Origin of the sequence: Pseudoalteromonas sp. CST2 (assembly GCF_028599385.1) — a bacterium.
GTDB lineage: Bacteria > Pseudomonadota > Gammaproteobacteria > Enterobacterales > Alteromonadaceae > Pseudoalteromonas > Pseudoalteromonas atlantica.
Window position 1 is genome coordinate 180,396 of sequence record NZ_JAQREO010000001.1, and the last position, 13,228, is coordinate 193,623.

8 protein-coding genes are annotated in these 13,228 nt (G+C 42.6%); 4 read left to right on the top strand and 4 right to left on the bottom strand.

Going from position 1 to position 13,228, the window contains the following annotated elements; translation table 11 throughout:
• Positions 1 to 16: 16 nt before the first annotated feature.
• Entirely contained in the window at positions 17 to 1,318 is a 1,302-nt protein-coding gene (locus PSH41_RS00815) for an MGH1-like glycoside hydrolase domain-containing protein (RefSeq protein ID WP_096740191.1), read from the bottom strand.
• A 196-nt stretch (positions 1,319 to 1,514) separates the two neighbouring features.
• Between PSH41_RS00815 and PSH41_RS00820 the strand changes: the two genes are divergently transcribed.
• The 4 genes from PSH41_RS00820 to PSH41_RS00835 all read left to right on the top strand — a co-directional run bounded on the left by PSH41_RS00820 (position 1,515) and on the right by PSH41_RS00835 (position 8,205).
• Positions 1,515 to 3,956, top strand: a complete 2,442-nt coding sequence (locus PSH41_RS00820; RefSeq protein ID WP_273588619.1) for a TonB-dependent receptor — start codon at positions 1,515 to 1,517, stop codon at positions 3,954 to 3,956.
• Positions 3,957 to 4,141: 185 nt separating this feature from the next.
• Positions 4,142 to 5,722 carry a sodium:solute symporter gene (locus tag PSH41_RS00825; protein WP_273588620.1) on the top strand — a complete coding sequence of 527 codons (1,581 nt, stop codon included), beginning with the start codon at positions 4,142 to 4,144 and terminating at the stop codon, positions 5,720 to 5,722.
• Between the two features lie 10 nt (positions 5,723 to 5,732).
• Entirely contained in the window at positions 5,733 to 6,974 is a 1,242-nt protein-coding gene (locus PSH41_RS00830; RefSeq protein WP_273588621.1) for a glycerate kinase type-2 family protein, read from the top strand.
• A 73-nt stretch (positions 6,975 to 7,047) separates the two neighbouring features.
• Positions 7,048 to 8,205 (top strand): ROK family transcriptional regulator, encoded by a 1,158-nt coding sequence (locus tag PSH41_RS00835; RefSeq protein WP_024031368.1) that lies wholly within the window; start codon positions 7,048 to 7,050, stop codon positions 8,203 to 8,205.
• 106 nt (positions 8,206 to 8,311) lie between these two features.
• Here PSH41_RS00835 and PSH41_RS00840 read toward each other — a convergent pair whose 3' ends face one another.
• The 3 genes from PSH41_RS00840 to coaBC form a co-directional block, all read right to left on the bottom strand.
• On the bottom strand, positions 8,312 to 11,071 hold the full coding sequence (locus PSH41_RS00840) for a S9 family peptidase (RefSeq protein WP_273588622.1): 2,760 nt from the start codon (positions 11,069 to 11,071) through the stop codon (positions 8,312 to 8,314).
• Positions 11,072 to 11,229: 158 nt separating this feature from the next.
• A complete protein-coding gene (gene slmA, locus PSH41_RS00845; protein WP_004587943.1) occupies positions 11,230 to 11,817 on the bottom strand; it encodes a nucleoid occlusion factor SlmA in 588 nt (195 codons plus the stop codon).
• 97 nt (positions 11,818 to 11,914) lie between these two features.
• Positions 11,915 to 13,108: a bifunctional phosphopantothenoylcysteine decarboxylase/phosphopantothenate--cysteine ligase CoaBC gene (gene coaBC / locus PSH41_RS00850; protein WP_004587944.1), complete on the bottom strand. Its 1,194-nt coding sequence runs from the start codon at positions 13,106 to 13,108 to the stop codon at positions 11,915 to 11,917.
• Between the last annotated feature and the right edge of the window lie 120 nt (positions 13,109 to 13,228).

Here is a 13,228-nt window from a genome sequence, read left to right on the forward strand (position 1 = left end):
AATGCTGCCTTAGTTATTAATCAAGTAGCCAATGCAGCGCAATAGCGGCTGTCCATGAGAAATCTTTACCACCACAGCCAGCGCCTGTTTCTGGGTTAAAATATTCGTAGTAACCCGATTTAAGCACTAAATCGCGCGTGTCGTCCTGAATTTTATCTGCCGTGGTCACAAACCCTGCTTCTTTAAGGCCGATGGCTATCATCCAGTTAATGTGTAACCAAATAGGGCCGCGCCAGTAACGCTGTGGCTCGTATTTTTCTTCTTTAGGGTGGGTAGATGCCACACTAAATTGACTCGACTCAATAAAATCTTCTGTTGCGGTATTAATAATACGCGTTTGCTCGTCAGTTGTTAAACCAGCATAAACGGTTAGTAGTGCCGCTGATGTTTTAACTTTCGCTAGGCTGTTGGTTAACACGTTTTTACAGTAAAAGTATTCGCTTTGCTCACACCATAACGTGTTAATTGCTGTTTGAGTTAGTTCTAGACGCTGTGCTAAATAATCGGTACGTGCATCGTTTAAACCGAGTTGTTCACCCATTTTGAGTAAATCTTTTGTCGCACGGTGCAAAATAGCAATAATACCTAGGTCGTTCATTTTGTACGGGCAGGTTTCGTAAATTACTTTGCTATCAAAATTGTTACGTTTAAAAAAGTCTACTAGGTATAAGAAACGGTCGTACTCGCTTTTATGCGGGCGCTGCGACGAATCAACATGGCTGGTGTCGCGGCGGGTGTATTCCCAATCAACACCAGGTACAGCTTCAAGGGCATCATCCCACGATGGGCTGTTATCCATACCCGATTCCCACGGATGATAAGTGACCACTAAGCCTGTGTTTTCAGGATCGCGGTCGTTGTACCACCATAAATGGTAATCAACAACTTGAGAAAATAATGCTTTAACTTTTTGCTCTGCAAGGGTTTTATCTTGTGCGCTAGCAAGCATTTCTTTCATTACTGTTGCCACAACCGGTGGCTGCGAAATAGACGTACTTTTAATTTTTTTATCAGAGCCCCACACATCTGGACCAGGAAAGTAGGTAGTTGAATCTTTATGAAATAAGATATGTGGCACCATGCCGTCATCCCACTGGCCTGAAAATAACACATCAATTTCTTGCCACGCACGGCTCTCGTCAGACTTCATCCACCCTAGGGCTGTAATCGCTGAATCCCAGTTCCACTGAAACGGGTAAAGGCCATGCGTAGGGACGGTATAGCCACCTAAATCGTTTGCTATAAGTGTTTTAGTAGCAAGTTCTGTAAGCGATGCCGCTGTGGCTGCATCAAGTTTACCGTTGATTGTAGTAGTCATATTGGGTGCTCTTTGAGTGTTATTTTCGATTTGGATAATATTAAAGCACTCATTATGGGTTGTAAATGTTTTTTTTCTGTGCTTAAATCCTGTTCGAAGTAACAAAAAACTAACATGTATACTTGATTATTTCGCACTTACTTAGCCACACTCTAAGTAATTACACACAGACAACTAGCACAATTGGAGAATACCCGTGAATAAAACTACGATCGCCTCTATTGTATCTTTATGCCTCACACAAGGCGCGTTTGCCGCAGAAGAGACTGCGCCAGATACAGCAAAAAAAGAAAATAACGTTGAACGTATTATCGTCTCTGGTACCAGCAAAGGACGCGTTATTTCAGATACCCCACAGTCAGTAACCTCTATTAGCGAAGATGAGTTAATAAAGCTTTCATCAAGCAGCCAAGCAGATGTATTACGTTATATCCCAGGTATTAAAGTAGAAGGGGGCGGTGGTGAGGTTGGAACAAACCTACAAGTAAGAGGCTTACCTTCATCGGGTCAGTTTCAGTTTACGCCACTGTCGTATGACGGTTCACCTAGTTTGAGTGTTTTTGGCTTAAACTCATCGGCGTTTGATGTGTACTACCGAAACGACTTAGGTATTGAGCGTGTAGAATTTGTGCGTGGCGGTGTGTCTAACTTATTTGGCCAAGGCTCTGTAGCGGGTATTATTAACTATATTTCTAAAACAGGCAGCGATGATCCGCAAAGTACTGTGCAAATGGAGCTTTCTGATCAGGGCCGTACCCGTTTAGATTTTGCTACAAGCGGGCCGCTTAACGAAGATGGCCTTTATTATGCGCTGTCGGGCTTTTACCGTTACGATGAGGGTCCGTTAGATACAGGGCTTGAGACTAAAGGCACTCAGCTGCGCGGTAATATTCGTAAAGAATTTGATGACGGCTCTGGCTCATTTACTGTGTATGGCCAATACATTGACGACCAAGCGCAGTTTTACCTGCCTATTCCGCTTGATGGCGACAGCCGCGAACGTTTAACTGGTAACGATGGACGCGAAGTGGAGTCATTGCAAACTGCTAATGTGTCTAACCTGTCCTACGATACTGCTAATGGTCGTTATGAATCGCCAATTAGTGATGGGGTGGTAACTAAAGGCGGCTCAATCTCGGTCGTATTTGAAAAAGAGCTCGCTAACGATTTTGCTATTAACATGCGCAGTAAATACGCAAAGTACCAACACGAATTTAATCTATTTTTAGATGGCGACGGTATTATTAATGTACCTGAGAGCCAGGAAGAGTTTTTAGCTAACCGTGGCTTAGGTGATGTAAGCGATGCAGCGTTTACTTACACTGCATCGGGGCAGGCACTGGCAAGCGATGACTTATTATTTGCTAATCGTATTTTAGATAGAGACCGCCCAGCAGAGGATTTTTCTGCCGAATTTAATATTGTTAAAAGTATTTTTGTTGGCGATTTTAGCCACGATATTACCGTAGGTACGTTTTTCTCTCACAGTGAAGCCGATGACGATAACGTTATTACGACCTACTTAGGGGAATTTAACAATAACCCAGAACTGGTTGATTTAACGTACACTAATGCCGATGGTGATGTTGTTCAGTACACACAAAATGGTATTAGTGGCCCAGGTATTTCTTACACCAACCAAACAATAAGCGCTACCCGTCGTGCGCTTTATATAGCGGACCAAATGGAAAGCGATGACTGGATTATCGACTTTGGTGTACGTTATGAAGAAATTGACGGCAAAATTAGCCGTGAAGGCAGCCAAGTTGTACAAATTTCTGATGATCCATCACTTGCGCCTAATTTACAGGTAAACACCACAGGCAGTGGTGTAATGACCTACGGCGAAGTAGACACCTCTGAATTTGCCGTATCGGGTGCAGCGTTATACCGATTAACCGATAACTTAAACGTATACGCGAATGCATCTCGCGGGTTTTTCTTCCCTGAAATTAGAGGGATTCAGTTTAATGATTTAGGTGAGCCTGCCAGCTACGAAGCCGAAATTGTTGAACAAGGCGAGCTTGGTGTTAAGTTTTTTGATAACGACTTTAGCGGTAGCATTGCGTTATTTAGAACCGACCTAAAAGACAGACGCAGCGTAGACTTTGTTAACGATGGCAACGGTGGGGTATTAGAGCTGCCTGTTATGCAATCAACCAAAGCTACGGGTGTGGAGCTTACTGGTCGTTACGATATTACCGACGAGTGGGCGGTTGATGCCAACATGACCTACACTGACCACGAATTTACTGAGTTTGACTCAGACCCTTCTATTATTGGTAACGAGTTACGTCGTAAACCAAAAGTATTATTTAACTCTTCTATAAGCTACACCGCAGATAATTGGGATGCTGCTTTATATCATAACTTTACAGGTAAAAACTTTGCTAACGATGCTAACTCTGTAGAGCTTGATTCATTCCACTTGTTTAGATTTGATGCGGGTTATAACTGGCAAATCGCCCCAGAGCAAACCGTACGTTTAAGCGTAGGGGTATTTAATTTGTTTGACTCTGATGGTGTTACCGAAGGCTCGCCGCGTTTAGGCAACAGCCAAACGTCAGACAATCCTTACTTTGTAGGCCGCCCAATTCTCCCACGACGCGTTACATTTAGAGTCAAATACGACTTTTAAATAAATGCTTTACGCCTATTAACCTGTTTTGTGGTTAATAGGCTTTTTGCATTGTGATGCATTTTTCAGCTAAGTTAGCGATAGGCTTGTTTTTAGGGACTGTTTTAGAAGTAAGCATATAGCTGTTTAGTTTTTTATTTTTGAGAAGGCGCTGTGTTTTCTTAATGTGAATACGCGAAATAATTATGAATATATTAGATTTTTCAATAGTTGCTCTTTACCTTGGTGCCTTATTGGTAATGGGGTTTATGCTACGCGGACAAACCAATAAAAGTGATTACTTTTTAGGAGGCAAAAGCTTAGGGTGGAAACCTTTAGCTTTGTCGGTAATGGCCACTCAGCTTTCGGCTATTAGCTTTATTTCGGCTCCTGCATTTGTTGGTTTGCGTGAAGGCGGTGGTATGCAATGGCTCTCGTATGAGTTAGGTGTGCCGCTGGCGATGATTTTAATTTTAGCGACTATTTTACCTAAGCTTTATAAAAGCGGCATTGTAAGTATTTATGATTACTTAGAAATGCGTTTTGGTCGTTCTACCCGTGTGCTTATTAGTGTGGTGTTTCAGTTTAGCCGCGCATTTGCCACCGGTATTATGATTTATGCGGTATCGCTTATTCTCCAAGGCACCATGGGCATAGAAGCATGGCAGGCCATTGTGCTTACCGGCGTGATCACGGTGTTATATTCACTGCAAGGCGGTATGAAAGCCGTGGTGTATGGTGATGCAATTCAAATGATCATCATTGTACTAGGTACTATTGCTTGTATTGGCTTTGGACTTTATCACTTAGGTGGGGTTGATACCTTTATTGCTAATGTTGATTCGAGCCGATTAGAAGCCATAAAATTTGATTCGTTTGGATTTAGTGGCGATGGTTTTGGCTTTTTACCTATGATTTTTGGTGGTGTGGTGCTTTACGCCTCTTACTATGGGTGTGACCAAACACAAGCGCAACGTGCACTTAGTGCAAAAGATCCTAAAAACTTACGCTATATGATTTTAGCCAACGGCGTAGTGCGTTTTCCTATTACTATTTTATATTGTGTGTCGGGCTTAATTGTAGGCACACTGGCTATGAGCAATCCTGAGTTTTTAGCCAAAATTCCAGCCGATAACCCAGATTGGATGATGCCAATCTTTATTTTAGATTACTTACCACATGGCTTAATTGGTTTATTAGTGGTGGCTATTTTATCTGCGGCTATGTCATCACTTAGCTCAGCTATTAACTCGCTTTCGGCGGTAAGTATTGAAGACTACAGCCGTATTTCAAATAAAGAGCTAGACCAACCAACGTACTTAAAACTGGCTAAATACTTAGGGCTTATTTGGGGTGCAATTACGTTAATTTTATCGCTTTATGCTGGTGATATCGCACCTACTATTATTGAAGCCATTAACAAAGTAGGCTCGTTATTTTATGGCCCAATACTGGCGGTATTTTTAATTGCCGTAGTTAGTAAGCGCAGTGCTGCGCTGCATGCAAACATAGGCTTAATTAGTGGTGTGTTAATTAACTTGTTGGTGTCGGTATTTGCGCCAGACGTATTTTGGTTTTGGTGGAACTTTATTGGCTTTGTGGCCACTGCCGTGATTACCCTTACGACAAGCATTGCGATTCCACGCGAAGTAAACGAGGTTGCTAAAGCGCAAAACGCTGAGACTATCTCAAACTCAATTTTAACCGGTAAAGATATCGTTATGCTGCTTAGCATGTTTGTTGTGATGGTATTAATTTGCCTTGCTATTCCATCAATTTTTTCGTGAGCGTTAACCCATGGATTCTAAAAAGTCATTTTTAATCGATTTATTTACCACGGCGGTAAATGCCTGTAAACCCAGTGCGTGTATGAGCAAGTACTTGGAAAATATAGATGCCAGTAATGGTTTATGTGTGGTGGGCGCCGGTAAGGCCGCCGCAGAAATGGCCGCAGAGGTTAACCGTTTTTATGGTGATAAATGCTTTGGTGCGGTAGTGACACGTTACGGTTACGAAAGTGTCGGCGATACTGGGCGCATTAAAGTACTTAGTGCTAATCACCCAACGCCTGATGATAACAGCTTAGCAGCAGGTAAAGAGTTATTGGCGCTTGTAAAAAATAACCCGGCCGATATTCCTATTTTGTTTATTATATCAGGCGGCGGCTCGTCGCTTATGTGTTTGCCGGTAGATGATGTACCGTTTGAGCAAAAGCAGGCGCTTAATCAGTTTTTACTTAAAAGCGGTGCAAGCGTTGATGAAATTAACGTTGTGCGCAAACAGCTCTCGCTTGTTAAAGGCGGTAAGTTAGCACAAGCGGCTAAGTCGGATTATGTCACGCTGATTATTTCGGATGTAGTAGGGGATAAGCCAAGTGACATTGCATCAGGCCCCACAATTAGCGATAACAGCACTAAAGCTGATGCGCTGGCTATTTTACAAAAGTACAACTGGCCGGTTATTAACGAAATTGAAGCGTATTTATTAAAGCCTGAGCAACCACGCGCGGCTGATACTCAAGGCAAACACTTTATTGTGGCTAATGCCCAGCACGCGATTGACAGTGCTATTGATGTAGCGCAGCACCAAGGCTGGGATACGCAAGTACTTGGGTACGACATTCAAGGTGAGGCAAAAGAGGTTGCCCGCGCACATGCTAAAATTGCCCTTGAGCAAAAAGCGCAAGGTAAGCGCGTTATGTTGTTCTCTGGCGGTGAGCTTACAGTAACGGTAGCCGATGTTTATGGTGATGGCGGCCCTAATCAAGAGTACTTAATGGCATTGGCTGAGGCGCTTAACGCCGAGGCGGGTATTTATGCCATAGCGTGTGATACCGATGGTGTAGATGGCAGTAAAGACGTTGCCGGTGCGTATATAAATAGCAGCACGATTGCGCGCGCACTTGATGCTGGCGAAAACTTACACGCTCAGTTAGAAGGTCATAATAGCCATCAGTTTTTTAAAGCCATTGATGATTTAATTATTACTGGGCCAACCAATACTAACGTTAACGATTTTAGAGTGATAGTGGTTGAGTAGGCGCGCTCGCCTACTTGTTCTTTAAAGTGGTTTAACGTAACCTTGTGCTCCAATTTTATTAGGGTTAATAGCTATGTTTTCGCTAAATAACAGTAACTTATTACGCTCAGGATTTGAGCTTGGAAAAGGCGATAAACTTTTTCAAGACATTGAACGTGATATTATTAAGGTGGTGTTTTGGGAGCAATGCGTAACACAAAGCCATATTGTGAGCGCCACCCGAATTCCGCAGCAAACTGTCTCGCGTTTACTTAAATCGTTAACTCAGCATGGCGTAATAATGCAAACCGATACGCTTATCCCTAATAAAAAGGGTAAGCCTGGGTTTGGTATTGCGCTTAACCCCGAATACGGCTTTACCTTTGGCTTAGCTATTTTGCTTGATGCTATTTCTGTAGCAGTCATGGATTTTACCGGCAAAGTTATTTACACCCATATGCAGCTTATGTCAGACATGAGTATTAATAACGTACTTAAAAGTGCGCAAAAGCTGGTGGACGATATAAGCGCAGAGCATAACATTGCGAGCGAAAAAGTGCTGGGAATGGGCGTGGGTATATCGGGCTTTTTTAGTTCTATGGACGGGAAAATGAATACCCACCATATGCTAGAGGAGTGGTCGCAGGTTGATATTATCGATATTGTCTCTAAGCATTTTCAACTCCCTACGTGGGTGGTGAATGACGCTACAGGCGCCGCCGCTGGCGAAGGGGTTGCAGGTATAGGCCGCGAGTATAAAAACTTTGTGTATATGTTTGTCTCGGCTGCATTTGGTGGCGGAATCGTAAATAACGGCGATGTACTGCGTGGTACTTACGGTAATGCTGGCGAGCTTGGCGATATGTTACCGCCAAAGTTATACGCTCATCCCAATTTAGAGTTACTAAAGCGCATTTTGAAAAAAAATGGTGTAGCGGTTGATTCAATTTACGACCTGCACGATAACTTTGACCCAGAATGGCCAGGCGTTGAAGAGTGGCTATTTAAAGTTCAAGACTCGTTTGATTTAGTAGCAACTTGTTGCTCGGCGCTATTAGATGCAGAAGCCATTATTATTGGCGGCCATATACCTAAAGAGCTGGCCGAAAAAGTAATAGCGCGTACTGAGGTTTACGCACAATTTAGACGCGGTGCTAAACGCCCAATGCCTAAGCTGGTGGTCTCAAACATTAATAACTTTCCGGTCTCCATTGGTGCAGCCACTTTGCCATTTAGAGAGCTGTGTTTGTAGCTTAATAATAGAAACGTTAAAACAAAAAGCCGATATTGATTTATACAATATCGGCTTTTTTAGTATTTAAACCGACTCCTTAACTAAGTGTTATTGCGAATGGGTTTTACTCTTCAACGTACGGTTCACCTTCTGTCATCCACTTAGCTGCTGGCTTGCCTTTTAAGTAATGGTCAAAGTACTGCATCATACGCACTGAAAAATCGACCTGATTAGGAAACTTTTTCAAATGATGTGGTTCACCTTCGTATTGTAAAAAGGTGGCCTCTTTACCCGCACGGCGCAGGGCTAAGTAATATTGCACGCCTTCGTGCCAAGGCACTGCGTCGTCTTTATCCCCAAACATAATTAAAATAGGGGTATTTACTTTATCGGCAAAAAACACTGGTGAGTTTTCGATGTATAGCTCGGGAGCTTCAAATAAATTTTTACCTATGCGGCTTTGCCCTGTTTCGTATTGAAATTGACGCGCAAGACCCGACTTTAAACGTATGCCGCTGTAGGCGCTGGTCATGTTTGATACCGGCGCGCCCGATACAACCGCTTTAAACATATCTGTTTGGGTGATCATAAACGCACTTTGATAACCTGCCCATGAATGCCCTTGTAGGCCTATTTTATCTGGGTCGGCTATGCCTAGGTCTATAAGCTTTTGCGTGGCGTTGATCATGGTTTGCGTTGACGATTTACCTGGGTGGCCTATTTCAAAGCGGATGTCAGGTAAAAAGATTGCATAACCATTTGAGGTAAACATAGGGAAGTTAGGTCGATGATTTAGCTCCATTTTAGGAAAATCATACATGCGCTGGCTCATGTAGCGGTAAAAATATACAACAACGGGCACTTTAACGCCTTTTTTGTAGCCTGCAGGTTTAATTAATACCCCTTGTAGGTTTTCGCCGTCAAAGCCTTTGTAGCTAATTAGCTCTGGCTTTTCGCCCCAGGTAAAATCCGCCATTTGTGGATTTAAGTTGGTAACTTTTTTAGGCGCTGTAAAGCTAAAGTCGCTTTGGTAGTAATCAGGAAACTGATGATAGGTTTGCTCGGTAAAGAGGTATTTATCGGCATGTTTTGCCTTTTTGACTACATCAATACGTTTTTTTCCACTCAGTACGTTAGTAACCGTTTGTGAGGCTAAATCAAGCTTGGCTACTTCACGTTGCTTTGATTGTAAGTTAACGGCTGATACAAGTAATGTATCGTTTTGGGCAAAGCCTACGTGGTTTTTATCAAGCTTAATAACGCGATATTGCGTTTTGCTTGGTTTACCATTAGTTAAGCGCTCAGCGCGTTGAGTGTTGACATCAAACGCCCAAATATCGTATTTGCTATAAACCAATACTTGGCTGCTGTTATTTAACCAACCAGCAAACCCATAACCAGGTTGCGGTGATGGATAGTCGTGTTTATCATCGGCAAACGTGGCATTAATAGCTTTGCTAAGGGTGGTAACTTTGTTGGTTTTTAAATCTTTAAGTTGCACTTGGCTTTGTGCAAAGTAGGCTGCGTAGCGCCCATTAGGCGCAAGGCTTGGTGTAAACGGTGAGTTTTTAATAATGGGAGTTTGCTCACCGGTATTAATGTTTATGCTGTAGTAGTCGGCAAAAAAGCCACCGTACATAATTTTTTCTAGGTGGGCTTGGTCAGAATAGCCTAATACACTTTGGCTACGGTTAGTGTTAAGTGCTAAATCGCTGACTTTTTCATTGCTTAGTTGTACTGCTTTTTGGCTTTTTAAATGAAAAACTGCGCTGTAATGGCGGTTTTTATTAACCTTGTTCCACTGTTGCTCTTCTCGTGGTTTTATTTGGGCATCGTTGTTGTGCCACACGTTTAGCGCTTTATGTTCACGAATCGTGTCAAAGTCGTACAGTGATGCTTGGTCGGTGTACTCTTTTGCTTTTATTTTAGCGGCCAGCTTTGGGTGGTTTTCAAAATATAAGCGCTCGCCATTTTCAGACCAGCTAATCGATGCTGTTTTACCTATTACCCACTCTTTATTAGGGGAGTCGATAGTGCTAAGGGTGTTATTTTGCCAAAGCTTTAGAGAGTATTGTCTGCGACGCTCATCATCGTTTACGTAGTTACCGAGGTTAAATGCGGCTATTTCTTTATCAGGGTGCCAACTAATTGATTGTGCAACCACGCCTGGCTCATCAATTAATACGCTTTGCGCAAAGTTATTATTAAGTTCAAGCAGTACAAGCTGATTGTTGTTGCCATCGCTAAAGCTTTGGCTGGCAAGTAGCTGAGCGCCACTTGGGCTTAGCGCATAACTAAATACATTATTTAAGCTGTGGGTGGTGCTGTTTTTTAAATTTATTATTACTAGCTCAAAGCTTTTATCTTTTTTATCTGGTGTGATCGCGCTTTTTTCTTCGCTGTTATCTTCAGTGGGTGTGTCTTTTTCTGCTTTTTTATCAACTCGATAAGCAAGCCACTGGCCATTGTTACCTAAAACATAGTCTTTTACGTCGGCAAATTGCTGTTTTTCGCCGGTTTGGGTATTGACTAAAATGAGATTGTTTTTAAGTGCTGACTTTTTCTCGCTGGTCTCTTGCTCAAGCAGGGTGGGTACTTGTGTAAATGCCACCCAATTAGCCGCTTTGTTAATAACGGGCTTGGTGCCGCGCGCCACGGTGCTAATGAGGGTGTTTGTTGTTAAGTCATAAACTTGCCCATTTGCATTGCCACGGTAAGGCTTAGCGCTAAAGCTGAGGATTTTACCATCATCTGAAAGTTGAGTGTTTTTTGCGTACTTAAAATCGAATACGTCTTTAAATTCTAACGGCTTTTGAGCCCAAGCAGCTGGGCTTGCTAAGCTTGCAAGCAGTGCTGAGCTTAAAAAGGTGAGCGTTGTTTTCATTATTGATTCTCGTTTTTCACAGTACTTTTAATGTAATAAGTATTGTAGCGAGTTTGGTTTATATTTCGAGCGGATCAGATAAGCGGTATAAGAAAAGGGATGAAAGGGTAAACGTTAGCGCGATTAACTAGCGCTAACGGTAAAATAATAAAGTAAGGTTATAACCAAATTTTTTGTAGTTCTGGCCATTGTTTTTCAAATTGCGAACTTGGTTTTACTTTAAAGTCGCTGCGCACAAACTGGTTCATTTTACCTTCAACATAAGCTAGTAAAAAGTTAGCAAGGGTGAGTTCGTCACTTTGAAAGGTTTTACCTTCACGAAGTTTTCGCTCGCGCAGTACTTGTTTAAATTGCGTTTCTAGCTTTTCAAATAGCCCTTGTACACGTTCGCGTAAACGCTCTTGCTCGCCTTGTAGGGCGTCGCCGGTAAGTATGCGTGTAATACCTGGGTTTTTTTCTGCAAACGTTAGTAGCAACAACAAAATATTATAAACGCGTGTTTGGCTTTCTTTTTCGTTTTCTAAAATAAGGTTAATGCGCGATAAAAGCGTGTCTTCGATAAACTCTATTAGGCCTTCAAACATACGTGCTTTACTTGGAAAGTGACGGTAAAGCGCAGCTTCAGACACACCCACTTCAGCAGCAAGCTTTGCAGTTGTAATCCGTTGTCCTGGGCTGGTTTCTAACATTTGCGCGAGGGCTTGCAGTATTTGCTCTTTGCGATTACTTCTTTTTGTCGCAGGCATGAACCTTCCTTTTTTATTTGTTATTTTTAGCTGCTAATCATTTTTTGTTCAAATGAGTGGCTTATGTTAATGTTTTATTCAGTTTGTTTCCAGCACTTTATAGTTGCTTGGCAAGTTGTTTAATTACCTCAAGAGCAATGCGTGTTTTACTATTTACCGCAAGTGCTAACTGCTCATTTTGCCAGTAAAGTGTTAAAGCATTGTGATCGGAATTAAACCCTAAACCACTTTGCGATACATCGTTAGCGCAGATCATATCGAGATTTTTATTTTTAAGTTTACCCTTTGCATAGCTCTCTACATTTTGCGTTTCAGCAGCAAAACCCACAGTGTAAGGGCGGTTTTGCGTTAAGTTTGCCACGGCGGCTATTACATCGGGGTTTTTAACAAGGGTGAGGGTAAGCTCATCGCCTTGTTTTTTCATTTTTTGAGTTGCTACATTAGCCGCTCTATAATCGGCTACGGCTGCACAGCCAATAAAAGCATCAGAGAGTGGGGCATAGGTTAATGACTCATTTAATAGCTGCTCAGCGCTTTCAATGTTTATTAAATTAACGCCAACAGGGGCTTTAATAGTGACAGGCCCTGAAATTAAATTGACATGAGCACCAAGCTTTAAAGCGGCCTCAGCCAGGGCAAAGCCCATTTTTCCAGAGCTGTGATTAGAGATAAAACGTACAGGGTCAAGCGGTTCGCGGGTTGGCCCTGCCGTAATTGTAATGGTTTTACCTGCTAATAATTGCGGCTGCTCTGTGGCAGTGCACAAAGCCACAAGCTCATGCGGCTCTAGCATGCGCCCAGCTCCTACATCGCCACAGGCTTGCTCGCCTTTGCCTGGGCCCCAAATAAGTACGTCACGTGCTTTTAAAGTGGCTAAATTTGCTTGTGTTGCAGGGTGTGCATACATTTGCTGGTTCATTGCTGGGGCTATTGCCACTTTAGCAGGGGTTGCCAGTAATAGTGTGGTAAGTAAATCATCGGCTATGCCTGCGGCCATTTTGGCAATGGTATTACTCGTTGCAGGCGCGACCAAAATTAAATCAGCCCATTTGGCAAATTCTATATGGCCCATTGCGGCCTCTGCTGAGGGGTCAAGTAATGAATCAGACACCATTTCACCACTCACCGCTTGCATGGTTAATGGGGTTATAAAATGCTTAGCTGACTCGCTCATAACTACTTTTACTTCGCAACCTGCCTCTTTTAAGCGCCTAACGAGCTCGGCACATTTATAGGCCGCGATGCCGCCGGTGATACCAAGTACGATTTTTTTGTTTGTTAAGTTAGTCATGAGTGTTTTTTGCTTGAGTGTATATGCAGGCTAAAATAACAAATCTTTGTGCTTTGAGCTAAGTTTTTAGGATTAAATAATCAGGCTAATTTTAAAAATTGCATTACAGTTATAAGACTG

What these genes read in the sequence shown, in the direction of transcription:
- PSH41_RS00815 (WP_096740191.1), bottom strand. Translation starts at nt 1,318, where the DNA reads ATGACTACTACAATCAACGGTAAACTTGATGCAGCCACAGCGGCATCG.
- PSH41_RS00825 (WP_273588620.1), top strand. Translation starts at nt 4,142, where the DNA reads ATGAATATATTAGATTTTTCAATAGTTGCTCTTTACCTTGGTGCCTTA.
- PSH41_RS00830 (WP_273588621.1), top strand. Translation starts at nt 5,733, where the DNA reads ATGGATTCTAAAAAGTCATTTTTAATCGATTTATTTACCACGGCGGTA.
- PSH41_RS00835 (WP_024031368.1), top strand. Translation starts at nt 7,048, where the DNA reads ATGTTTTCGCTAAATAACAGTAACTTATTACGCTCAGGATTTGAGCTT.
- PSH41_RS00840 (WP_273588622.1), bottom strand. Translation starts at nt 11,071, where the DNA reads ATGAAAACAACGCTCACCTTTTTAAGCTCAGCACTGCTTGCAAGCTTA.
- slmA (WP_004587943.1), bottom strand. Translation starts at nt 11,817, where the DNA reads ATGCCTGCGACAAAAAGAAGTAATCGCAAAGAGCAAATACTGCAAGCC.
- coaBC (WP_004587944.1), bottom strand. Translation starts at nt 13,108, where the DNA reads ATGACTAACTTAACAAACAAAAAAATCGTACTTGGTATCACCGGCGGC.